The 22,260-nt window shown below is 44.6% G+C and carries 22 protein-coding genes; 14 read left to right on the top strand and 8 right to left on the bottom strand.

The window, feature by feature from the left end; genetic code table 11:
* Nucleotides 1-62: 62 nt before the first annotated feature.
* Nucleotides 63-1,559: a serine hydrolase domain-containing protein gene (locus ACE38W_RS15545; RefSeq protein WP_375832164.1), complete on the top strand. Its 1,497-nt coding sequence runs from the start codon at nt 63-65 to the stop codon at nt 1,557-1,559.
* Between the two features lie 32 nt (nt 1,560-1,591).
* On the opposite strand, the gene ACE38W_RS15540 is transcribed toward ACE38W_RS15545, so the two are convergent.
* Nucleotides 1,592-2,662 carry a hypothetical protein gene (locus tag ACE38W_RS15540; protein WP_375832163.1) on the bottom strand — a complete coding sequence of 357 codons (1,071 nt, stop codon included), beginning with the start codon at nt 2,660-2,662 and terminating at the stop codon, nt 1,592-1,594.
* Nucleotides 2,663-2,784: 122 nt separating this feature from the next.
* Nucleotides 2,785-2,916 carry a hypothetical protein gene (locus ACE38W_RS15535; RefSeq protein WP_375832162.1) on the bottom strand — a complete coding sequence of 44 codons (132 nt, stop codon included), beginning with the start codon at nt 2,914-2,916 and terminating at the stop codon, nt 2,785-2,787.
* Between the two features lie 291 nt (nt 2,917-3,207).
* Here ACE38W_RS15535 and catB point away from each other — a divergent pair, with 291 nt between their 5' ends.
* Nucleotides 3,208-3,846, top strand: a complete 639-nt coding sequence (gene catB / locus ACE38W_RS15530; protein ID WP_375832161.1) for a type B chloramphenicol O-acetyltransferase — start codon at nt 3,208-3,210, stop codon at nt 3,844-3,846.
* 99 nt (nt 3,847-3,945) lie between these two features.
* On the opposite strand, the gene ACE38W_RS15525 is transcribed toward catB, so the two are convergent.
* Nucleotides 3,946-4,515 (bottom strand): SMI1/KNR4 family protein, encoded by a 570-nt coding sequence (locus tag ACE38W_RS15525; RefSeq protein WP_375832160.1) that lies wholly within the window; start codon nt 4,513-4,515, stop codon nt 3,946-3,948.
* Nucleotides 4,508-4,669 carry a hypothetical protein gene (locus ACE38W_RS15520; RefSeq protein WP_375832159.1) on the bottom strand — a complete coding sequence of 54 codons (162 nt, stop codon included), beginning with the start codon at nt 4,667-4,669 and terminating at the stop codon, nt 4,508-4,510. The genes ACE38W_RS15525 and ACE38W_RS15520 overlap by 8 nt, the downstream gene beginning before the upstream one ends.
* 39 nt (nt 4,670-4,708) lie before the next feature.
* Between ACE38W_RS15520 and ACE38W_RS15515 the strand changes: the two genes are divergently transcribed.
* Both ACE38W_RS15515 and ACE38W_RS15510 read left to right on the top strand, forming a co-directional pair.
* Entirely contained in the window at nt 4,709-5,158 is a 450-nt protein-coding gene (locus ACE38W_RS15515; RefSeq protein ID WP_375832158.1) for a hypothetical protein, read from the top strand.
* Nucleotides 5,159-5,383: 225 nt separating this feature from the next.
* Nucleotides 5,384-5,830 carry an SRPBCC domain-containing protein gene (locus ACE38W_RS15510; RefSeq protein WP_375832157.1) on the top strand — a complete coding sequence of 149 codons (447 nt, stop codon included), beginning with the start codon at nt 5,384-5,386 and terminating at the stop codon, nt 5,828-5,830.
* 53 nt (nt 5,831-5,883) lie between these two features.
* Here the strand turns inward: ACE38W_RS15510 and ACE38W_RS15505 are convergent, their stop codons facing one another.
* The gene (locus ACE38W_RS15505; protein WP_375832156.1) at nt 5,884-6,357 is read right to left on the bottom strand and encodes a YybH family protein; all 474 of its coding nucleotides are present in this window, start codon (nt 6,355-6,357) and stop codon (nt 5,884-5,886) included.
* Nucleotides 6,358-6,585: 228 nt separating this feature from the next.
* On the opposite strand from ACE38W_RS15505, the gene ACE38W_RS15500 reads away from it, so the two are divergent.
* Nucleotides 6,586-8,397 carry a glycoside hydrolase family 35 protein gene (locus tag ACE38W_RS15500; RefSeq protein ID WP_375832155.1) on the top strand — a complete coding sequence of 604 codons (1,812 nt, stop codon included), beginning with the start codon at nt 6,586-6,588 and terminating at the stop codon, nt 8,395-8,397.
* Nucleotides 8,398-8,447: 50 nt separating this feature from the next.
* On the opposite strand, the gene ACE38W_RS15495 is transcribed toward ACE38W_RS15500, so the two are convergent.
* Nucleotides 8,448-8,954, bottom strand: coding sequence for an N-acetyltransferase (locus ACE38W_RS15495; protein WP_375832154.1), 507 nt, complete (start codon nt 8,952-8,954; stop codon nt 8,448-8,450).
* A gap of 85 nt (nt 8,955-9,039) precedes the next feature.
* Nucleotides 9,040-10,446 carry a PLP-dependent aminotransferase family protein gene (locus ACE38W_RS15490; protein WP_375832153.1) on the bottom strand — a complete coding sequence of 469 codons (1,407 nt, stop codon included), beginning with the start codon at nt 10,444-10,446 and terminating at the stop codon, nt 9,040-9,042.
* Nucleotides 10,447-10,525: 79 nt separating this feature from the next.
* Here ACE38W_RS15490 and dxs point away from each other — a divergent pair, with 79 nt between their 5' ends.
* The gene (gene dxs / locus ACE38W_RS15485) at nt 10,526-12,460 is read left to right on the top strand and encodes a 1-deoxy-D-xylulose-5-phosphate synthase (RefSeq protein WP_375832152.1); all 1,935 of its coding nucleotides are present in this window, start codon (nt 10,526-10,528) and stop codon (nt 12,458-12,460) included.
* Between the two features lie 64 nt (nt 12,461-12,524).
* Here the strand turns inward: dxs and ACE38W_RS15480 are convergent, their stop codons facing one another.
* Nucleotides 12,525-12,902: a SnoaL-like domain-containing protein gene (locus ACE38W_RS15480; protein ID WP_375832151.1), complete on the bottom strand. Its 378-nt coding sequence runs from the start codon at nt 12,900-12,902 to the stop codon at nt 12,525-12,527.
* A gap of 120 nt (nt 12,903-13,022) precedes the next feature.
* Here ACE38W_RS15480 and ACE38W_RS15475 point away from each other — a divergent pair, with 120 nt between their 5' ends.
* From ACE38W_RS15475 to ACE38W_RS15440, 8 genes are all read left to right on the top strand, one after another.
* Nucleotides 13,023-14,024 carry a GlxA family transcriptional regulator gene (locus ACE38W_RS15475; protein ID WP_375832150.1) on the top strand — a complete coding sequence of 334 codons (1,002 nt, stop codon included), beginning with the start codon at nt 13,023-13,025 and terminating at the stop codon, nt 14,022-14,024.
* Between the two features lie 86 nt (nt 14,025-14,110).
* Entirely contained in the window at nt 14,111-14,512 is a 402-nt protein-coding gene (locus ACE38W_RS15470) for a hypothetical protein (protein WP_375832149.1), read from the top strand.
* Nucleotides 14,513-14,775: 263 nt separating this feature from the next.
* Nucleotides 14,776-16,062: an efflux RND transporter permease subunit gene (locus ACE38W_RS15465; protein ID WP_375832148.1), complete on the top strand. Its 1,287-nt coding sequence runs from the start codon at nt 14,776-14,778 to the stop codon at nt 16,060-16,062.
* Nucleotides 16,063-16,070: 8 nt separating this feature from the next.
* Nucleotides 16,071-18,005: an efflux RND transporter permease subunit gene (locus ACE38W_RS15460; protein WP_375832147.1), complete on the top strand. Its 1,935-nt coding sequence runs from the start codon at nt 16,071-16,073 to the stop codon at nt 18,003-18,005.
* A complete protein-coding gene (locus tag ACE38W_RS15455; RefSeq protein WP_375832146.1) occupies nt 17,989-19,239 on the top strand; it encodes a TolC family protein in 1,251 nt (416 codons plus the stop codon). The genes ACE38W_RS15460 and ACE38W_RS15455 overlap by 17 nt, the downstream gene beginning before the upstream one ends.
* Nucleotides 19,217-20,419, top strand: coding sequence for an efflux RND transporter periplasmic adaptor subunit (locus tag ACE38W_RS15450; RefSeq protein ID WP_375832145.1), 1,203 nt, complete (start codon nt 19,217-19,219; stop codon nt 20,417-20,419). Before ACE38W_RS15455 ends, ACE38W_RS15450 begins: the two co-directional genes overlap by 23 nt.
* A gap of 15 nt (nt 20,420-20,434) precedes the next feature.
* Entirely contained in the window at nt 20,435-21,652 is a 1,218-nt protein-coding gene (locus ACE38W_RS15445) for an efflux RND transporter periplasmic adaptor subunit (protein WP_375832144.1), read from the top strand.
* A gap of 35 nt (nt 21,653-21,687) precedes the next feature.
* Nucleotides 21,688-22,245: a DUF3347 domain-containing protein gene (locus tag ACE38W_RS15440; protein WP_375832143.1), complete on the top strand. Its 558-nt coding sequence runs from the start codon at nt 21,688-21,690 to the stop codon at nt 22,243-22,245.
* Nucleotides 22,246-22,260 lie beyond the last annotated feature (15 nt).

Genomic DNA, 22,260 nt, shown 5'->3' with positions numbered 1-22,260 from the left:
TCAAAATGATCTTATACCAGAAAATTCATGAAATACTTTTATAGCCTCAATTATTTAATTGTATGTACGGACCACTGAACAAGATTGTATTAACGATCATTATACTGGCTATATTTACAGGCCAGGCATTTTCACAACAAAAGGAAAATATTGATCCCTTTACCACTGCTACACCAGCTGAAGAGAACATTTCTGCGGCAGCCCTGGCAAAGATCTTTCCCTATGTACAGTCCAAAGAAGTGAACCTGCATAGCCTGTTGCTCATCAGCAATCAGAAGATCATCCTCGATGCTTACTTCTATCCTTTTCGTGCAGGCCTAAGGCATGATATGGCCTCCTGTACAAAATCCATGACGTCCTTACTCGTTGGCATTGCGATCGACCATCATTTTATTCCTGACGAAAATCAACTGGTAAGAAAATATTTCCCTGAAATAAAAACATATAGTAAGAACTTCCAAACAATGACCATTAAAAACCTGCTCACCATGACTTCTGGCTTGGCTTGTGGGTTTTCTAATGAAGATTCATTATTTGTTGGATTATACCAATCCCCTAACTGGCCAGCCTATATTTTTAATATTCCAAGCATCACGGAACCGGGCAAAACGTTTTCTTACTGTAGCTGCAACTACCAGCTACTAGCTGAAATCCTTTACCGTGCTACTAAATTGTCGCCAGGGCAGTTTGCAGATAAATACCTTTTTCAGCCACTAGGAATCTCGAACGTCTATTGGGAGAAGAACAGCCAGGGCATCAACCACGGCTGGGGCGACCTTGCACTCACGCCCTATGATGTAGCGAAAGTAGGACTGCTGCTAGTGAATAAAGGCAGATGGAACCATCTCCAGGTAATTTCTGAAGCCTATATCAATAAAGCCACCGGAAACCAGGTACCATTTTCAGGCGAGAAGGGCTATGGCTATGGCTTCTGGATTGACAACGACCACGCCTTTAATTTGGTAGGAAGAGGAGGCCAGCGATTATATGTTGATCGTCGGCATAAGGTCATCATTGTGGCCACTGGCGGCGGTTACAATTGGGATGAAAAAAACGGCATCAGCGATCTGTTAGGCCCTGCGTTCTTTTCACAGGCCGGAAATACGGCACAGGCGCTCGACACACTCCTCGCCCGCACCCAGCAGGCAGCTCATCACACAAGCATTGCTGCACCCGATTATACCAGCCAGCCATCCGGTAATTTTTTTAATAAAGAAATAAGGTTTGCACCAAACAGGCTAGGTATCAAATCTGCCCGCATTAACATCGGCCCCGACACCACCTTCATCATCACCTGGGCAAAAGGCAATACAGTGGCATACCCACTTGGACTTGGACCACAGTACCATTTTTATACGGATCCTGCATCGGGACACGTTTTTGCGCTGCGAGGCTATTGGAAAAACAATACAGATTTTCAAATTGACTTTAATACGCTGACTAAAATTAACCGCTTGCTGTTAGATTTTAAGCTGTCACAAGATCAACCGGAAGTTGACATTTCGGAAGATACCCAATCTGTAAATGAAAAAATCCCCGTCGACTTTAATACACATTAAAGTCAACGGGGATAGCTTTTTCCCGATACCGTCTAATCTTCTTTATAATAAAACTTCCTGATGCTGTTTTCTTCCAACTGGCTCTTATCATTCAATATATAGGTGATCACAAACTCCATCAAATCCGCTTCATTGTATTCGTTGCGATACGTAACCCTGGTTAATACCAGCTCCGGTTTTTCCGGATTCATCACATGGGTTTCAACAGGATTTCCTTGCTGGTCCAGCTGTTCCACGGTATAATTAAACGTGGTGAACAGACCTTTTGCCGCAAAGTCTTTATCGTAATAAGGTATATAGCCTTCCATATTATTATCTTTGAAATAGCGGTGCAGGGCCGCCAGATCGTAGTATCCAATAGCGATATCGAGTGAGGATATACCGGCAGATTTTTTGGTAAGCTTATTATCTTTCCTGATTTCTTCTTCTGTTTTATACAAGTATAGCTGACCGTTATACCTGCCATAGTAAGCTGTTTTTTCCAGCCTATTTTCAGCATTGTAAGCATACTGTTTCTCAGCTGCTAAAAACCGCTGGCCGTTATGCAGATGAAAAGTCTGCTCCAATGAAAGTAGCCCGTTTTCCTGATAACTGTAATTTATCAGATCAGTAACAACATCATTTTTGAAAGTGGACTTAGACAATAGGTGGCCATTGCTGTCATTTACATAATTGATGGTGATCTTTGTACCATCTGCCAGTACCCTCTTTTCAACAATCTTTAATCCTTTATCATATTGATAGCTGACGCTTTGCTGTTCATCATGGGCAATATTATGCGTGAGCTCTTCCAACAGCAGGCCCTTATCATACTTACATTCTTTCTTGTAGTGTGTTTCCTTTACCTGCTGCCAGTCTGGGAGAGCCAGCACAGCTGGTCCTTCTTTTTTGAAACGTTTATACGTTTCCGTTGTCTCCTTGTATTTTCTGAGCAGATAACTATCGCCAGAATAATCATAAACGCTCAATTCACCACTATGACTGTTGACGGTGTGATCCCGGAAGGTATCCAGTATAGCGATTGTCTTCTTTTGACTATTGAAGAAAGTTTCTTTGGTGGTGGTAGTGCCCGCGTGGCGCAGGGCTTCTTTATATAATATCATAGGGGGATCAATTGCATACTAAAGTAGGATTTATTTTAGTTTTTTTATAGCAACAGATGTCCGTCCCAAAAAATAACCCGCCTTTAGAGCGGGTTACCGAACAATAGATTAATTTGCTATCACTAGCATACCCAATACGTAGCCCCACAGCTTACAAACTGCGTGGTCACCAATGACAGGGCCTTTTCTCTAGGCGCCAGCGCACTAACTTTGATTTTTGTCAGCTTCAGTTTGGGAGTGATTTTCTTTTTCATGTTATACAGATTAAGGTTCTATTAAATTTAGCATAAGAACAATAACAAGGCAATCACGTAAAACAGGGATTTCTAATATTCAAAAGGGAGAAAATGCTAGGATAAACTACGTACAATTGTACCAAGATGATCAGGATAGCTGATGAATATCACCATTGCCAGATCATATCTTTTAATTACTTTCGCAACATGGAATTCGCATATTAGCTTACCAGACAAACATATAACCGATTGCCAGACACATACTCACTTGTGTCCTGTTATTTTATTGTCTAAAATAAAAATGCTAAAATGTCTAATTTCTTCGACTCCCCTTTTAAAGGAAAAATCATAAAAGACCATATCACCAATACCAATATCATCGCTGGCAAATACTCCTATTATTCTGGTTATTACCATGGTCATTCTTTTGATGATTGTGCCAGATACCTGCTACCAGACCGCAATGACGTGGATAAGCTGATTATAGGCGCTTTCTGTTCTATTGGCACCGGCGCCAGTTTCATTATGGCGGGTAATCAAGGTCATCGTTATGATTGGATTTCCAGCTTTCCATTTTATTACATGTCTGAAGTAGCCAGCTTCCATAAAAGCACAGATGCGTATAAGCCTTCGGGTGATACCATCATCGGCAACGATGTATGGATTGGTGGCGAAGCCATGATTATGCCAGGGATAAAAATTGGCGACGGCGCCGTAATAGGCAGCAGAGCCCTGGTTACTAAGGATGTGGAACCTTACGCCATCGTTGGTGGCAATCCCGCAAAAATCATCAAAAAACGTTTTAGTGATCCCGAAATCAGCATGTTACTTGAAATAAAGTGGTGGAACTGGCAGGAGGATAAACTAGCGGAAGCTATGCCAATCCTATGTTCTGATAATATACAATTGCTGTACGATTTTTACGAACGATACATAAAAGTGGATTAGTTTAAATAACGGCAAGCATTCTATGTAAATAAATGTTTTTATAAAATATTCATAGAGCATAGAATGCTTCATTATAATCTCCACTGTAATGTATCTCTACTATATTTCATCACTATTCCACATTTCATCATTTTCTTTCTCTAATCTGACGAGGAGTTCCAGAAAGTTCTCAGCCACATCTATGACTCCATCAGGAGAATCATGATCCCATAATACAATAGGATAGTTAAAATTGGTTTGGTTTCTATTAGTATCAAAACAAAGCGCTCCCCAATCACTCCAATCAGCAAATGGAATAAATCCTTTTTCAATTAGAAAATAAGCAGGCCAGCCCTTAAAGATCATATCATTGAGATGTGTCATCCATTTATTAATAGGATGCTTACAAAATGAAGCTTCTGCTATATATAATTCATAAAAGTGTTTATGCCTTAGAAATATGATATAGTCTTCTGGCAATCGATAACCAATAAGGCTTTCCAATTCTTTTACGTCTTCATCTGATACTTCACTATTAACGGGTAGCCAGGTTCTGTATCCCCTATTTGGATCTAGGTTAGGGTAGGACATTTCAGCTTCAATAGGGCCTGGGTATGTATTTAGTTCCTTATCTATATTTGCTTTTAGATAGGAATTAAGTTTTTCTTTGATGATAGATTTATTATTCATAATTAGCACTTGCTTTCCAGTCGAATTTATTGAAGCAATAAATATAATGCATATCTACATTTTCCGCCATATCACTTCTCTTTAACACATCACATCCAATCTTCAGAAACACCCCTATCCTGATAAGTTGACCACAAGTAGAATTGTCTCCCATCCTAAAAGGAATTATTTTCGTACACCAAAAATTACACCTATGAAAGCAATGAAATACGCTATACCAGCGTTTTTTAGCTGTATGTTAGCAGCCTGTGGTTCCAGCGGCCCAAGCGAACCAGCCAGAACTTATCCGTATACTTTTCTTGAAGAGAAAAAGGAAATAAAAGGTTTCGCACAGAAAGATAATACCATGCAATTATATACTTCTGCACAGCCTATTAATCTGGACACGCTGAAAAGCTTCTGCACCGACAAGAAAAAAAACTTTAGCGGTGAAGGTGGTGCATTCCACTACGTTGTTTTTTTCGACAAAAAAGAAAATGCCGTGTTTCCTAATAACCCTTTCACCGCGCTCTATGGCTTTGATGAAGCAGCCAGACATGTGAAAGCATATTATGAATATAACGAAATCAATGGCTATAGTAAGTTGTGTTTCTTCGAAAAGAATTCTTACCAAAGTCCTGTTCAGCAATTTGATATAAAATAGTTTCTGGAAATAACATACACCAAATCCTTGCACTACTTCAAGAAATATTGGGTGTATTTTTTTGGGGAATAATTGCTCAATCGGAATCTGAAAAATTAAACTATTCCTTTTATCGGTTGTTGAATTTGGGAATTAATAATAATTGTCCCGATCAACACCTGTTTTTGTCCAGATAGCCCTGCCTGATATTATAAAGAAGGAAGTAATTTTGAAAAAACAACAGTTATGGCAAATATCCTACAAAGAGTTGGCATTAAGACTACAGACATTGAGGCGGTATACCGCGCATTGACCACAAGAGAGGGCCTTGCATCCTGGTGGACGACGGACGTCACCGGAGAAGGCGACAAAGTAGGCAATACCATCGCCTTCAAGTTTGGGGAAGCCGGCATCGACATGAAAGTAGTAACACTGGATGCTCCTAACCTGGTAGAATGGGAAGGCGTTGCCGGCCCTGCAGAATGGATAGGCACCACCTTCCGTTTCGAACTGAAACAAGATGGCGACTATGTAATTGTGCTATTCAAAAACCTGAACTGGAAAGAGCCGGTTGAATTCATGCACCATTGCAGCACCAAATGGGCCGTTTTCCTCCTGAGCGTGAAGTCCTTGATCGAAACCGGTAAAGGCCATCCGTTCCCTGACGATGTTAAAATCGACAACTGGAACTAACCAACACTAATTTCTATCAATAAAAAATGACAGCATTCACATGCTGTCATTTTTTATTGTGGTGGCGCCTCCTGGGCGATTTCTCTCAAGGTAAGCCAGCCGGTAGGGCTATGCCTGTTCTGCACATAAATCACCATAGAACGCCCCCTCGCGATAGTAGCTGCTCCACCACCCTTTGGTGTGGTCTTAATTGCGAAGATTACGGTCTGGATGGCGATATCCCCCACAAAGGCCGTATTCTCTACGGTATTTTCAATAAACTCCACTTTAGCGCTTTGAAACCAGTCTCTCGCTCCTTTTTCTACCGCGTCTCTGCCCACGATTACATGGTTGTCACCAAAGTATTTGATTACATCAGGACTATGCAATTGTGCCACCAATGCGGCATCACCTTGCTCAAAAGCTTTCCTGATGGCCGCCGTGGCCCTTTCCAATGAAGGTTTTAATATAGCCGTGTCCGTGATCCCCTGCGAATATACACTGATAGAAAGTATACTGGTAAATACAAATAAGAAGATAGTTTTCATACAAGCGATTTGCCGGCGTTAGCAATAGTATGGAAAGGATAATTCTATATGGAAAATACATATTTTCTTACAGCCGTAACAAACATTTCAAAAGTTGATAAGAACAACAGGAAAGACCGTTTATTTTTTACACGGCTTGCTTCGCAATCAATTGCATTACCAGTCGTCAAAAATAAACGTACAAAATACAATTACTTCCTAATATTGTTTCAGATATACTTTTGAACAATGAAAAAGATGCTGCTTCTATGTAGTATGCTGCTGGCGGGGTTTATGTCCCAGGCCCAGCATACTTTTGAATTGGGCGATTCCACGTTTTTGCTGGATGGCAAACCTTTCCAGATGATCTCCGGCGAAATGCACTACCAGCGCATTCCCAGAGAGTGCTGGGCCGACAGGCTGAAAATGGCCAAGGCTATGGGTCTTAATACAATCGCTACTTATGTTTTCTGGAATATGCACGAGCCAGAAAAAGGACAGTACGACTTCTCAGGCAATAACGACGTAGCGGCCTTTGTAAAACTGGCGCGGGAAGAAGGCCTTTGGGTAATACTACGCCCTAGCCCCTATGGCTGCGCAGAATGGGAATTCGGCGGATATCCCTACTGGTTACAAAACATACCAGGACTGCAAGTCAGAAGTATGGAGCCACAGTTTCTTGCGGCCTATAACAAATATATTCATGCTGTAGGCAAACAAACTGCTGCACTCCAGATCAACCATGGTGGGAATATCCTCCTCGTACAAATCGAGAATGAATATGGCTCCTATGGTTCCGACAAAACCTATCTCGAGGAAAACAGAAAACTCTTTACAGATGCCGGCTTCGACGGACTCCTCTACACCTGCGATCCTTCCTCCGATGTGGAAAAAGGACACCTTCCTGGTTTACTACCTGCTGTAAATGGTATGGACGATCCCGAAAAGATCAAAGCGCTGGTTCGTGCCAACCATAATGGAAAAGGCCCTTTTTATATCGCAGAATGGTACCCTGCCTGGTTCGACTCCTGGGGCCAGCCACACCATACCGTTCCCAGCGAAAAATTTGAACAGCGATTGGAACGTGTACTCGCTGCCGGAATTTCCATCAATATGTATATGTTTCATGGTGGCACCACCCGAGGTTTTATGAATGGCGCTAACTATAGCGGCGACCGTGATTACGCACCACAGGTCAGCAGCTATGATTACGACGCTCCCCTCGATGAAGCAGGTAATGCCACGCCTAAATTCATGAAATTCCGTGAGATCATCAGCAGGCACCTGCCTGCAGGCATTACCCTCCCCCCTGTTCCAGCGTCCAAACCTGCCGCCGCACTGCCAACGGTAACGTTTACACGTAGCAGCCCGGTATTCAGCCAGCTACCCGCACCGGTTCAAAGCGTAGGGCCGTTGACGTTTGAAAAGCTAAAGCAAGCATACGGATTTGTATTGTATAGGACCACCTTACAAGGAGGTTACAAAGCAACCTTGCAACTCCAGGAACTCCGTGACTATGCCATCATCTTTGTGAATGGCAAACGCAGTGCGGTGTTAGACCGCCGCCTCAGCCAGGATAGTGCCACGCTGGACCTTCCCAAAGGCAATGTAACATTGGATATACTGGTGGAAAATCTTGGCAGGATCAACTTTGGAAGCTATCTCCTTAAAAATAATAAAGGCATTACTGACAACGTATTGCTGAATGGTAAACCTTTGCAACACTGGCTCCAGTATAAACTGCCATTTAGTGAAATGCCGGTAGCAAAAAACAATACTTCCTCCAAGGAAGCCCCAGTGATTAAATCTGGCAGCTTTACACTAAATCAAACCGCGGATACCTACCTGGATATGTCGGGCTGGGGAAAAGGCCTGGTATGGATCAATGGTCATAACCTCGGCAGATACTGGAAGATAGGCCCACAGCAAACATTATACGTGCCTGCCGCCTGGCTGAAGAAAGGAAAAAATACCGTAGCAGTACTCGAACTGCTGACACCTGAAAATAATACGCTGTCATCACTGGATCATCCCGTCCTCGATAAACTACAGCAACCTTAAGCAATACGCGGGTCCGCAAGCAGTCGTAAACTCCTGCGGCCCCGCATTATTTATGCAATCAAACAGACTGCAGCCAGTGGTAATTCTTCCAGCTGCCCAGCGTCCGTTTCCTTCACAAAACCTTTAGTTTCAAAAAGCGGTATCAGTGGGTTTTCTGCATACTCTGTTATCCAGATGCTTTCATATTGCTTGCTGACAGCTAAACACTTTTCCAGCAAGGAATCTTTCACAGCATCGTCAGGATATTTGCTCAGCACCCCGAAATCCGCGATGCGAACGGCTCTCTTGCCCTCCAGGCGCTGTGGTCTTTGTCCCTTGGAGGTAAGCCGTGCATAGCCTGCCGGTTCATCATTTACATATACTATCAGCCATTGATTGGAAATATTATTGACTTCTGCTGTTAATGTCTGCTCATTAAATTTTCCGGAGATATAATTGTCTAATACTTTTGGTTTAAGTAATGCAGCAAACTTCTCCTTCGCCAGTTCTCTGGTCAGCATCAAAAGCGCGCCCATACCCTGTTGGGTTACCACTGTAAATTTGGTGATGATGTTCATAGCCTATCGTGATTATAATCGCAAGGTACACCGCAATATAGTAGTACCGGCAGTACACAATCCTAAAGAATAAGCAGTACAGTTGCTACCTGGCAAGCTTTCCAGCCATGCGAATAGCGGCCACTCTTTTAGTAGTAAACTTGTCCGCAAATACGATCCTAAAATATTTTTCAAAAGCCCCGGAAAAAGAAAATGTATAACCTGGCGTAAACCGTACCCCGATCTTTTCGCATTGTCTGTAGAAGTCCGCCATATCTGTACTTTCAGGCATTTTCACCCAAATATTATATCCGCCCGCAGGCGTAAGCATCATCGTGTTCTTGGGAAAATGTGCTGATAAAAGATGGATGGTAAAGTGTGCATGCTTTGCCAGCTGCATTCTAAAACTACGAACATGCCTGTCATAACTATTTCCTGCCAGCAGACGCTGCATCACTTCCTGGTAAATTGGCGATACACTACTACCTAATGAAAATTTTATCTGCTCCGCACGCTGAGTGTATTTGCCGGCAGCCAGCCACCCTAGCCGGATGCCGGGCGCCATCGTTTTTGCATAGGAAGTATAGGTCAATACCAGTCCACTATCGTCAAAGCTTTTAATATTCGTAGGCCGGTGACCGTGAAAAAAAAGATCTCCATAAATATCATTTTCTATAATGGCTATATTATGTAGATGACCAACTGCTAACAAGTCCTGCTTTTGTTCATCTGTTAGTAGGATACCCGTAGGGTTATGAAAGTTAGGTGTTACTACGATTGCTTTGATGGTATTATGGCGACAAGCTTTTTTCAGAAAGGCGATATCAAAGCCCGTCAAAGGATCTACCGGAATTTCTATCACCCGGAGTTGCAGCACTCTTATCACTTCCAGTGCAGAAAAAACACAGGGGCTCTCAACTGCTATTACATCTCCGGCATTACATACTGCGGATAAGGCGATGTACAGTGCTTGTAATGCGCCGTCAGTTATCAGCAATTCATCAGGATGAAGCATCGTCTGGTAGGCCGCCGCTTTCTTAATGATCTGTGACTTTAATTTTGTGGAGCCGTTGGAAGGATAATAACGTAGTAACCCGGCGCCTTCTTCACGGATCACCTGCTGCATAGTGCGTAGTATGAGCTTCTGCGGCATGAGCAGGTCGCCGGGCGCCGCTACATTAAATTCGGCATACTTGCGACCTGCCATCATGGAAGTGATCAGTTCCAGATGATGTTTGAATACGGCATCCCTAACTATAGGCTTGCGATTTGTTTTTTCCTTTTTCCGGGAGATGTCCGGCCTGTTTGCCACATAATAACCGGATTTGGGCACACTTTCTACAAGGCCTGTAGCCACGAGGTAGTCGTACCCTTGCTGAATGGTGCTGATGCTCGTTTCATATTGCGCCTTCAGCTCCCGGACGGAAGGTAGCTTATGTCCGGGCTTGAAAATGCCTTCCCTGATATTCTTCTCAATAGCGCTGGTAAAGGCTTCAAATTTATAGACCTTCATATCTGTACTGGCAATTTTTACACAAACTGTACCTGTACTACAAATTTAAGCGATTTAAATTTGAGAAAAATAAAAGGGAATGGCCACCAATTTTAATATTGACACCCCAGCAGCCCTACGACAGCTGCCTATATCATCGTTACCGGGTATCTGTGAGGAGCTAAGGACTTTCTTGATCGATCATGTGGCCGTCAACGGCGGACATTTCAGTTCCAGCATGGGCGTTGTAGAACTTACGGTGGCACTGCATTATGTATTTAACACGCCAGAAGATAAGCTGGTATGGGATGTAGGCCACCAGGCATATCCACATAAGCTACTAACGGGAAGGCGTAATCGTTTTTACTCTAACAGGCTGCTGGGCGGTATCAGCGGCTTTCCCTGCAGAGAAGAAAGTGAATTTGACACCTTCGGTACCGGGCATTCATCTACGTCTGTTTCAGCCATCCTGGGCATGGCCTGTGCGGCCAAATACAGCAGCAACCATACCCGCCAGCATATCGCAGTTATCGGCGATGGCGCCATGACAGCAGGCCAGGCATTTGAAGCGTTAAATAATGCCGGCTTTGAACAGCCCAACATGCTGGTAATTCTCAATGATAATAATATGTCTATCGATGCAAATACCGGCGCCTTACAGCATTATCTTACCGCACTTACTACCGGTAAGCATTACAACGCATTAAAGCAACAGGTAAAGAAGCTGCTGTCACCAACAGCGCAGGCAGACAGCTGGTCAGTGGACATCGCCCGAAAACTCCAAAGAGTGATCAAAGGAGGCCTGCTACGTTATAGCAATCTCTTCGAAGCCTTGAACATCCGCTATTTCGGACCGGTAGACGGTCACGATCTGCCAAAGCTGATTAATGTGTTGGAGAAACTTAAACATATCCCCGGCCCTAAACTGCTGCATTGTGTAACCAACAAGGGACAAGGGTTTGCGCCTGCCATGAGTGACAAAGCCCAATGGCATGCGCCTAAAACTTTTGATAAGCTTACAGGCGCTATCGGAGAAAAAAATACGAATGCCCTTCCGGAGATTACCTTTCAGGCGATTTTCGGCAATACCCTTATAGATCTGGCGAAATCAAATAAAAAGATCATAGCAGTAACACCTGCAATGCTATCAGGGAGCGCACTGACGCGCATGAAACAGGAAATGCCGGAACGTGTTTTCGATGTAGGTATTACCGAACAACATGCCGTCACGTTTTGCGCAGGACTCGCCGCTGATGGCCTGCTACCTTTCTGCACGATTTATTCCACCTTCTTGCAGCGTGGATATGACCAGCTGGTGCATGATGTGGCGCTACAAAAACTGAATGTGATTTTTTGTATAGACCGCGCCGGTGTAGTGGGCCAGGATGGGCCTACACACCATGGCGCATTTGACATTGCCTACCTGCGATGCATTCCTGGCATTACCGGTGCTTCCCCTATGGACCTGGAAGATTTCAGACAGCTGTTATATACCGCGCAGGCCAGCGTTGGCAACGGGCCTTTTGCCATTCGTTATCCTAAAGGGGCCGGTATGGCCACACAACTTAGCGTGAGCTATAAACAGCTACCAATAGGCAAAGGGAGGAAGATAAGGTCGGGGAAAGATATTGCCATTCTTTCGTTAGGGCCAGTAGGTGAGTATGTTACCGATGCCTGCCAGCAACTGGAAGCTGAGCAGCTGCAAATTGCCCACTATGATCTGCGGTTTTTCAAACCATTAGACGAAGCCTTGCTGCATGAGGTTTTCAGAAAATTTTCGCTTGTTATAACAGTAGAAGATGGCTGCATCAGTGGTGGTGTAGGCACTGCCGTAATGGAGTTTATGGTGGAACATGGCTACCAGGCTACACTTAAGCGTCTTGGTTTGCCTGATACCTTTGCGGTGCAGGGCACCCAACAAGAGCTTCACCAGCTGTATGGATATGACACAAAGGGGATCATCTCGCAAGTAAAAAAACTGATGGAGATATCAAAAAATAATATAACGCAAAACACAATACTCCCTACGCGATAACTATACATTAACGGATAAACGCAAACGATTTCAGTAATGAAATCGTTTGCGCAAAACATAATGTCTAGTAGAAAAACTGTTCTTTAACAATCTCTCCGTTTCTTACTTCATACAACATAATCTGGTGAATCTGTATACGTCCATAATCTTCCTGGGTGATATCAACTTCCCTCACAACTGCAAAATGATTATCTGTTACGATAGGTGCAGAGGTATAAGTGCGATGTACCGCTGTAATTTTCTTTACAAAGTCCTCACCTTTCTTACGTACCAGCGTCTTCCCAACTGCATAGTCGAAATAGGCAGAACCTGTAGGCTCAATGCTCTGCACCGCTTGACCAAAGAACTCGTCCTGGATATCAAACCATTTTTCCTGCTGTGCCAGTTCATGAAAGCGCGCAGCTACTTCCTGCGTTGTTTTTAAACTATTCATCGTTTCCATTATCAGTAATTATTTCTATCCAAAATTACAACCCGATAACTTGCCACTCAGATGGCAGAATTGACATTTTTAGGGGCAATAATGCCAAAAAGTGGTACCTTGTATTATAAACCCTGAAAAATGAAAATTGGTGTTTTAAACTATACAAATGCCGTCTCTACAAGTGTTACCGGCCCCGCTGACATCTTCATGGCTTTAACGCGCACCTACCCCATCGTAAAGGGCCAGCCGCTGGAGGTGACTTTTTCTGTTGAATTTATACAAGAGAAAAAAGGCGAATTCTGGAAAACAGCTTTTGGAGAAAAAGATCCACTCCCCATCACCGCAAAAGATCATTACGACCTGATCATTGTGCCAGCCATGCTTTCCAATAAGATCGCACTGGTAATACAACAGGAGCAGCGCCTGATTGAGTGGTTGAAAATACAGTACCAGCGAGGCACAGAACTGGCAAGTATTTGCGTCGGCAGCTTCCTGCTGGCAGCCACCGGCTTATTAGATGGTAAAAAAGCTACTACTAACTGGATGTTTGCAGACATGTTCCGCCAACATTATCCGCAGGTGATTTTGGAAGATGATAAAGTAATTGTAGACCAGGGACAGATATCCAGCTGCGGCGGCGCTTTCAGCTTCACCACATTTATTATCTACCTGATAGAAAAATTCTGCGGACATGAAGTCGCCATTACTGCGTCCAAGATCCTGATGATCAATATGCACCAACAACCGCAAACTTCTTTTGCCATCTTCCAGTTTCAAAAGCAACATGGAGATGATATGATATCATCTGTACAGGAACATATGGAGCGTTATTACGCGCGAAGTATCACTATGAAAGATCTCGCAGCCGTGGGCAATGTGAGCACCCGAACGCTGATACGACATTTTGAGAAAGCCACTGGAAACAGTCCACTGGAATATCTGCAACGCATCCGAATAGAAAATGCCAAGAAAATGCTGGAAGAAAAAAATTTTAGCATAGACCAGGTAGCCTCAAAATCCGGCTATGAAGATATCAGTTTCTTCAGAAAAGTATTCAAAAGGCATGTAGATATGACTCCGAAAGATTATAAAGAGAAATACGGCCGCGGCGCGCTGAAAGTCAAGTTCGTACATCGATAATTTCTCCCTGTTCCCAAAATTATATAAAACACGATCATAATTATGTAACACGCCATTTTGTAATAGTGCTACCTTAGCCCCATATTATGAAAAAAGTATTCGCGTTAATATTAGCACTATTATACATCGGCACCTCCTCTGGTGCCACGCTCCACATGCATTACTGCATGGGAAAGCTAATTAATGTAAATCTTTGGCATAAAGAAAAAGTAAATAAATGCAGCAAGTGTAACAGTAATGCACATATGAAATGTGAAAAGCCTTGTTGCAAAGACACCCACAAAACACTACAGGTAAATAAAGATCATCAGGTAGTCAATACAACTATTGACATCGCCCAAATGGCTGTTATCGCAGTACCTACGTACAGCCTGGAGCAACGGCCCGCACATCTAATTTCCTTGGTGGTAGCCTATCCTGTGGGGCATGCACCACCTGCGTATAGTAAAGTGCCCGTACATATTCTCCACTGTACCTATCGCGTCTGACATACTTCCTTCACCGGCCAATTTCCTGCTATCTTATTTGATCATTAGCCGCCGGTTTACACTTCGTGTAATTCAATTCCCAGCAAAAAAATTTATTGGCATTCACATCGAACAAGCGCTTTTGCGGCTGTAATGGCCTATGCTACGCCTACACGATCGTTACTATCAATAACCCAGGCAGGAACTATCCAATAATATTACTTCAGGAATCACTATCATCTGCATGTCGAGCCATCGCATCGCAGACCTAGAAAATAACAGTTATGATACATCGCATTATCGAGTGGTCATTGCGCAACCGGTTTATAGTGCTGGTAATGGCGACGGCATTATTTGCCTGGGGCATATTTGCCGTGAAAAAAAATCCTATAGATGCCATCCCGGATTTATCAGAAAACCAGGTCATCGTATTCACAGAGTGGATGGGCCGCGGCCCTCAGCTAATAGAAGACCAGGTTACCTATCCGCTAGTCACCAACTTACAAGGATTGCCTAAAATTAAGTATGTACGCGGCTCCTCCATGTTTGGTATGAGCTTCATCTATGTCATCTTCAATGATGATGTAGACATTTATTGGGCTCGGGAAAGAGTGCTGGAGCGATTAAGCACAGTTTCACGCACCTTGCCTGCCGGCGTCACGCCGCAACTGGGGCCCGATGGCACCGGCGTTGGCCATATTCTCTGGTATACACTCGATGCGCCAGACATGGACCTCGGAGAGCAAAGAGCGCTGCAGGACTGGTACATAAAATTCGCATTGCAGAATGTAGAAGGTGTCAGTGAAATCGCCTCCTTTGGCGGCTTTCAGAAACAATACCAGGTCACCGTAGACCCAAACAAACTACTGTACTACCGCCTCTCTGTGGCAGAAGTAATCAATGCCATTCGTACAAATAATAATGAATCCGGCGGACGAAAATTTGAGCTGAGCGATATCGGTTATATCATCAAAACATCTGGTTATTTAAAATCAATAGCAGAGATAGAAAATATACCGGTGAAGACACAGAACAGTATCCCTATCCGTATTGCAGATGTTGCCTCCGTGCAGATGACCGGCGAAACAAGGCTGGGCATCTTTGACCAGAACGGCAAAGGAGAACGTGTAGGCGGCATCGTAGTAATGCGCTACGGAGAAAATGCGGCAAAGGTCATCGACAACGTAAAAACCCGTATGAAGGAAGTCGCCAAAGGCATGCCTGCAGGGGTTAAGTTTGATATCGTCTACGACCGCGGTGAACTGATCAAAGAATCAGTAGACTCCATACAACATACGCTGATAGAAGAAATGATCGTAGTTTCTCTGGTAGTCATCATCTTTCTCTTCCACTGGCGCAGCGCACTCAGCATCATCATACAAATTCCTATTACGCTGGCAGCAAGTTTCATCCTGCTCAATGCCTTCGGGATATCTTCCAACATCATGTCTTTAACGGGTATTGCACTAGCTATAGGTGTGATCGTAGACAATGGCATCATCATGAGTGAAAATGCCTACAAAAATCTCGCAGAAAGGTATGCCCACTGGCAGGAACAGCAAAAAAAATAACAACGACTATGAACTGGCTGAAAAAAATATTTAAGAAATCACCCGACTGGATCACAGAAGAAGAGCGGCTCAAAGTGATAGAACAGTCCAGCAAACAAGTATCCCGCGGGGTATTCTTTGCTACCATCATCATCATTACCTCTTTCCTGCCAGTGTTTATGCTGACAGGTCAGGAAGGAAAGCTCTTTCACCCACTCGCCTATACGAAAACATTTATCATGATCGTAGATGCGTTCCTGGTAATCACACTGGCGCCTGTACTGATATCCTTTTTCATGAAAGGGAAGTTCAGACCCGACAGCGCCAATCCTATCAACCGTGCCCTGGAAAAGATCTATGAACCGATCATCAAAGGTGTCCTCAAATGGCGCAAAACAACGATCGCCATTAACGTCATCGCACTGGTCATCACTATACCATTGCTGAAAAGTCTGGGTAGCGAATTTATGCCGCCACTTGATGAACAAAGCATACTCTTTATGCCGGTCACCTTACCGGACGTTTCTAATGCTGAAGCAAAAAGGATCTTGCAGGTACAGGACAAAATCATCATGTCTGTTCCTGAAGTAGATAAAGTGCTGGGAAAGGCTGGCCGCGCCAGTACCGCCACTGATAACTCTCCTATCAGCATGATCGAAACCATCATCATCCTGAAGCCTAAGCAGCAATGGCGCAAAGGCAAAACAAAGAAAGACATCATCAATGAACTGGATGCGAAGTTACAGATACCAGGTGTGGTAAATGGCTGGACACAGCCCATCATCAACCGTATCAATATGCTGGCTACCGGTATTCGTACAGACGTTGGCGTTAAAGTATATGGTCAGAACCTGGATACGATAGCCGCTGTATCCGAACGTGTGAAACATGCGCTGGAAGGTACCACTGGCATCGCCGACCTATACGTGGAACCTGTTACCGGCGGCAAATACCTCAATATAGACGTACGCCGCCAGGATTTAGCACGGTATGGGCTAAACGTAGATGAAGTGAACCAAACCGTAGAAACGGCACTGGGCGGCGCTCCTATCGGCAATACCATTGAAGGCCGCCAGCGATTCTCTATCAGTGTACGCCTCGCACAAGATTATCGCAACAGTGTAGAACAGATCAAACGCATCCCTATCATGTCCGCCTCCTTTGGCGAAGTGCCGTTGTCGTCCGTGGCAGATGTGAAGTTTGTTGACGGCCCTCCAATGATCACCTCTGAAAATGCCATGCTACGCGGCGCCGTATTATTCAACGTTCGTGGCAGAGACCTGGGAAGTACCGTTAGTGAAGCTATTGCCAAGATGAACCAGGCAAAAGGCATCCTGCCGCAAGGCTATTACCTGGAGTGGAGCGGACAATACGAAAATTTGATCCGTGGCCAGCAAACATTGCTCTGGATTGCACCGGTAGTGTTAATCATCATTTTCTTCTCACTATACTTTGCCTTCCACTCGATCAGAGAAGCCTTTCTCAGCCTGATCACCGTTCCTTTCGCATTGATAGGCGGCGCATATATGATCTATTTCTGGGGTGTCAACCTCTCCGTAGCCGTAGCTGTAGGCTTTATCGCACTATTTGGTATCGCCGTAGAAACAGGGATCGTTATGGTAATATACCTCAACGATGCCATGCAGCAGCTGGTAAAGGAAAAAGGCAATAGTGCGGCAACCATTACCCGTGAAGACCTGCGCAATGCCGTGATTTTCGGAGCCGCAAAACGCCTGCGTCCCAAGCTGATGACTGTATGCGTTTCACTGTTCGGACTAGTGCCCGTGCTATGGGCTAATGGCGTTGGCACAGATGTAATGAAGCCTATTGTATTGCCCATGATCGGTGGCGTACTTACCTCTTCCACACATATTTTACTGGTAACACCACTGATATTTTTAATGACGAAAGAATATGAATTACGTAAGCATGGAAAATTGGAAATTCATGAGGTACATCACTAAACTCTTACTGCTGCTGATATTCCTGCCATCGGCGCTGCTGGCCCAACAGCCTCCTGTGTTGCCACTGGACAGCATCTTACAACGTGTAGACAGAAACAATATACTGCTGCAATCATACGAGCTCAAAGCAGAAAGCTATAAATACAGTGCCGATGCCGCCACCGCCTGGATGGCGCCAATGGTAGGCGTGGGAACTTTCATGACGCCCTACCCCGGACAAAAGGTAATGGAAGACAGAGATAAAGGTAGCCTCATGCTGCAACTGGAGCAAGACATCCCCAATCCTGCCAAACTCAATGCCCGAAAGCAATACATCGCTTCTCAAGGAAATGTGGAACGAGCTACACGGGCCATTACACTCAATGACCTGAAGGCTCAGGCCAAACGTCTCTATTACAATTGGTTGATTGCCCAACAAAGGATAAATGTATTGAGGGAAAATGAGAAGATCATGATGACCATGAAGAAGATTGAAGAAGTACGTTTCCCTTATAATCAATCGCAGCTGAGTGGCGTATACAAAGCCAATGCAAAAATTGAAGACAATCACAATATGATTCGGATGCAGGAAGGCAACATCGCTAAAGCCCGATCATGGCTCAATAGCCTGATGAACGCTCCTGGTAATCAGGCATTCGAAATCGACACCACCTATCAGCCAGTATTCCAGCTAGCTGCTTCCTATGATACTGCTTCTCTTGCCACTGCAAGAAAAGATGTTGTAAAAATGGATGAAAGCATCCGCTCAATGCAGCTGAACATAGAAAGCATGAAGCGCGAAAAGAAGCCTGACTTCAGAATCCGTTTCGACCACATGTATCCGCTGGATCGTATGATGCCAAAGGCTTACAGTGCCATGGGCATGATTAGCATCCCCATTGCGCCATGGTCGTCGAAGATGTATAAATCGGAGATCAAAGCCATGCAGTATAATGTGCAAGCCATGGAAAAGGAGAAAGCTGCCATGCTACAGGAAACACAAGGCATGCTATACGGTATGCAATACGAAATACAATCTATGCAAAAACGTATAGTCGCCATGGAAGAAAAAATCATCCCCGCTTTACAACAAACACTGGACGCCAATTTCCTGACTTATCAGGAAAATAAACTGGCACTCTCCAATGTGATCGATTCATGGGAAGCTCTCACCATGATGCAGTCTAACGTGCTGGATGAAAAACTGAAACTCTATGAAATGATAGTGGATTATGAGAAACAATTATATCGTTAAAATAATACTGGGACTGTCTGTCAGCACATTTGGGCTGACAGCCTGCAACAGCCAGGCAGACCATAACAGTCACGCTCCTACGCACCAGGAACAGATCCCTGATAGTAGCGTCACCAGCCTTACCGCAGCGGTGAATACACGGATCATCTCTGAGGTGCCGGCTATTAAGGCTGACAGCGGCACGCGCGTGCATACAACGGAAGTAGATGGCGTGGTTACTTATGATACCCGCAACCAGACCAACATCGCCAGCAGAGTTGGTGGCCGCGTAGAGCGCCTCCTCATAAAATATAATTTTCAGCCAGTCAAAAAGGGGCAGCTGATCATGGAAGTATATTCTCCCGACCTCGCCGCCGCACAACGTGAACTACTATACGTAGCGCGTAGCAATGGCGAAATGCTTGGCGCCGCCAAACAGCGCTTAATCTTGCTGGGCATGGCTCCGGCGCAGGTAGCAGCAGTTATCAAAACGGGAAATATCCTGTACCGTGTGCCGGTATATAGTCCTGCTGACGGTTATATCTTAGAAAGATCCGCTGCCACCACCCAGGCCCCGGCAGCGATGCCATCATCTGCCACTGCCAGCGCAGATGGGATGGGAGGCATGGTAAGTGGTGCTTCGGCTGCTGCAACGCCCACTCCAACAGCACCTTCCAGCACACCGGTATTACTACGGGAAGGGCAGTACGTAAATGCAGGCCAATCTCTTTTTACTATCTACCAGGCCAAAACACTGATCGCAGAATTTGCCTTTCCCGCACAGACAGCTGCCGTTATCAGCAAGGGACAGAAAATACTCTTCTTCCCAACAGCAGATGAAACTGCCATGGAATCCGGTAGCATAGGCCTGATAGAACCGGTGTTTAAAAATGGAGTAAACTTTTCCATTGCACGCGTTTACCTCCCCACTGATCATTTACAGGTAGGACAGCTATTAACGGCCAATATTCCTGTGGTATATACTCGAGGATGGTGGCTGCCTAAAAAAGCAGTCCTGCAGATGGGAAACAAGTCGGTAGTATTCCGCAAAGACAAAACCGCTTATGTGCCAGTAGAAGTGGAAACAGGCGCGCACCTAAAAGATGTGGTACAGGTACTTAGCAATATCGGCAGCTGGGAAGTGGCCTCCAATGCTTATTACCTCGTAGACAGTGAAAGTTTTATTAAGACAACTAATTAAATGCATGCATAGGATATGGAAAGAAAAAATTTCTTAAAAACAGTTGCGATGGTGGCCATTGCGCCGACATTGTTCCTCGCTGCCTGCAAGGACGATACTAAAAAGGAAACTACTGCCGAAGCAAAACAAACATTTACCTGCCCCATGCACCCGCAAATAGTACAGGATAAACCTGGAGCCTGCCCTATCTGCGCCATGGACCTCGTTCCTTTCGATAAAAACAATAAAGAAGCCCTGCTCACACTTGGTGAAAGTCAGATAGCACTGGCCAATATTACCACCATGATTGTTGGCACCGGCGCATTATCAAACTTCAAACAACTCAATGGGCGACTGGCAACAGATCCTGAGAAAACAGCCGTAATATCCAGTCGGGTGGCTGGCCGCATAGAAGTGCTGTATGTAAAAGAAACTGGCGTGAAGGTCAGCAAAGGACAGCCCTTGTATAAAATATACTCAGAACAGTTAGCCACATTGCAACAAGAATACCTCCTGGTGGCCGCGCAATTGAGGCAATTCCCCGACGATGCCAGGTTCCAGCAAATAGAGAAAGGTGCAAGACAAAAGCTGGCCTTGTATGATCAGAGCGATGCGCAAATAAATCAATTGCTCCAGTCCAACAAAGTAAATCCTTATATCACTTATCCGGCAACGATCAGCGGTATTGTATCCGAACTTACTACAGCAGAAGGACAATATGTAGCGGAAGGCGGCGCAGTGATGCGCCTGGAAGGATATAACCAGCTGTGGGTAGAAGCAGATGTATACCCTGCGGAAGCAGCTGCTATTCGTATAGGCCAAAACGTTAGCGTAACAGTGGCAGGATGGGAAAATGAACCGCAAACGATGACTATTCAATTCATCAACCCTGCTTTACAGTCTGGCAGCCAGCTCACACAAATACGCGGTACCATCAGCAACACTGATAGCCGCTGGCAGCCAGGTCAGCAGGTTACCGTTTCATTGCCTGTTAAAAGTAAGGGTGAGGTGATTAGTCTGCCGGTGAACGCAGTTATCAGAGATGGCAAAGGCGCGCATGTATGGATTGCCAAAGCACCTGGAAAGTTTGAACCCCGCATGGTTCACACAGGCATGGAAAGTTTCGATGCCGTAGAAATCACTGCCGGCCTCAATACTGGAGATAACGTTGTTGTCACCGGCGCTTATTTACTCTACTCAGAATATATACTAAAAAAAGGAGCAGATCCAATGGCGGGCATGGCTGCCATGTGAGCAGATAACTATCTCATCTCCCTAAAATAAAATATATGACAGGATTCATAAAAATAATAAGCCTACCAATATTGCTACTACTGTTGCTCAGCGCATGCAGTCAAATAAAAAGTAAGGAAAAAGCAGCAACAACAAAAACCACTGCAAGCAGTAGCGAAAGCAGTCCAGGGCTGTCATTAAAAGATGATAAGCTGAATGCCTTATACCAGCAATACACGCAGTTAACGCATGCCCTGGTGACAGACAATGCCAGGGAAGCACGCTTTGCGGCCAATGCCATCATAGCAGTTGCAGATAAAATGAATAATGGAGAAAGGATCAGTACACACGCAGCCAGATTGATTGCAACTGCTGATATAGAACAACAAAGAATTGCCTATGCAGCATTGAGTAATGATCTGCTGGTGCTGATCCGTCAATCAGGACTACAGCAGGGCAAGCTCTATGTTGGCTTCTGCCCTATGGCCATGAATGACAAAGGAGCCGTGTGGCTGAGCGTAGACAAAACTATTCAGAATCCTTATTTCGGCGCTAAAATGCTTACCTGTGGATCGATACAGGAAACTATCGAAGAACACTTCATCAATAAATAATCTCTAAAAAAACAA

The organism is Chitinophaga sp. Hz27 (assembly GCF_042263525.1).
Classification (GTDB): Bacteria; Bacteroidota; Bacteroidia; order Chitinophagales; family Chitinophagaceae; genus Chitinophaga.
Note: the sequence above shows the minus strand (reverse complement) of the source record. Positions and strands in the feature narration are given on the sequence as shown.

Bases quoted from the DNA above. Each gene is read 5' to 3' on its own strand.
- ACE38W_RS15545 (WP_375832164.1), top strand. From the start codon at position 63: ATGTACGGACCACTGAACAAGATTGTATTAACGATCATTATACTGGCT.
- ACE38W_RS15540 (WP_375832163.1), bottom strand. From the start codon at position 2,662: ATGATATTATATAAAGAAGCCCTGCGCCACGCGGGCACTACCACCACC.
- ACE38W_RS15535 (WP_375832162.1), bottom strand. From the start codon at position 2,916: ATGAAAAAGAAAATCACTCCCAAACTGAAGCTGACAAAAATCAAAGTT.
- catB (WP_375832161.1), top strand. From the start codon at position 3,208: ATGTCTAATTTCTTCGACTCCCCTTTTAAAGGAAAAATCATAAAAGAC.
- ACE38W_RS15525 (WP_375832160.1), bottom strand. From the start codon at position 4,515: ATGAATAATAAATCTATCATCAAAGAAAAACTTAATTCCTATCTAAAA.
- ACE38W_RS15520 (WP_375832159.1), bottom strand. From the start codon at position 4,669: ATGGGAGACAATTCTACTTGTGGTCAACTTATCAGGATAGGGGTGTTT.
- ACE38W_RS15515 (WP_375832158.1), top strand. From the start codon at position 4,709: ATGAAAGCAATGAAATACGCTATACCAGCGTTTTTTAGCTGTATGTTA.
- ACE38W_RS15510 (WP_375832157.1), top strand. From the start codon at position 5,384: ATGGCAAATATCCTACAAAGAGTTGGCATTAAGACTACAGACATTGAG.
- ACE38W_RS15505 (WP_375832156.1), bottom strand. From the start codon at position 6,357: ATGAAAACTATCTTCTTATTTGTATTTACCAGTATACTTTCTATCAGT.
- ACE38W_RS15500 (WP_375832155.1), top strand. From the start codon at position 6,586: ATGAAAAAGATGCTGCTTCTATGTAGTATGCTGCTGGCGGGGTTTATG.
- ACE38W_RS15495 (WP_375832154.1), bottom strand. From the start codon at position 8,954: ATGAACATCATCACCAAATTTACAGTGGTAACCCAACAGGGTATGGGC.
- ACE38W_RS15490 (WP_375832153.1), bottom strand. From the start codon at position 10,446: ATGAAGGTCTATAAATTTGAAGCCTTTACCAGCGCTATTGAGAAGAAT.
- dxs (WP_375832152.1), top strand. From the start codon at position 10,526: ATGGCCACCAATTTTAATATTGACACCCCAGCAGCCCTACGACAGCTG.
- ACE38W_RS15480 (WP_375832151.1), bottom strand. From the start codon at position 12,902: ATGGAAACGATGAATAGTTTAAAAACAACGCAGGAAGTAGCTGCGCGC.
- ACE38W_RS15475 (WP_375832150.1), top strand. From the start codon at position 13,023: ATGAAAATTGGTGTTTTAAACTATACAAATGCCGTCTCTACAAGTGTT.
- ACE38W_RS15470 (WP_375832149.1), top strand. From the start codon at position 14,111: ATGAAAAAAGTATTCGCGTTAATATTAGCACTATTATACATCGGCACC.
- ACE38W_RS15465 (WP_375832148.1), top strand. From the start codon at position 14,776: ATGATACATCGCATTATCGAGTGGTCATTGCGCAACCGGTTTATAGTG.
- ACE38W_RS15460 (WP_375832147.1), top strand. From the start codon at position 16,071: ATGAACTGGCTGAAAAAAATATTTAAGAAATCACCCGACTGGATCACA.
- ACE38W_RS15455 (WP_375832146.1), top strand. From the start codon at position 17,989: ATGAGGTACATCACTAAACTCTTACTGCTGCTGATATTCCTGCCATCG.
- ACE38W_RS15450 (WP_375832145.1), top strand. From the start codon at position 19,217: ATGAGAAACAATTATATCGTTAAAATAATACTGGGACTGTCTGTCAGC.
- ACE38W_RS15445 (WP_375832144.1), top strand. From the start codon at position 20,435: ATGGAAAGAAAAAATTTCTTAAAAACAGTTGCGATGGTGGCCATTGCG.
- ACE38W_RS15440 (WP_375832143.1), top strand. From the start codon at position 21,688: ATGACAGGATTCATAAAAATAATAAGCCTACCAATATTGCTACTACTG.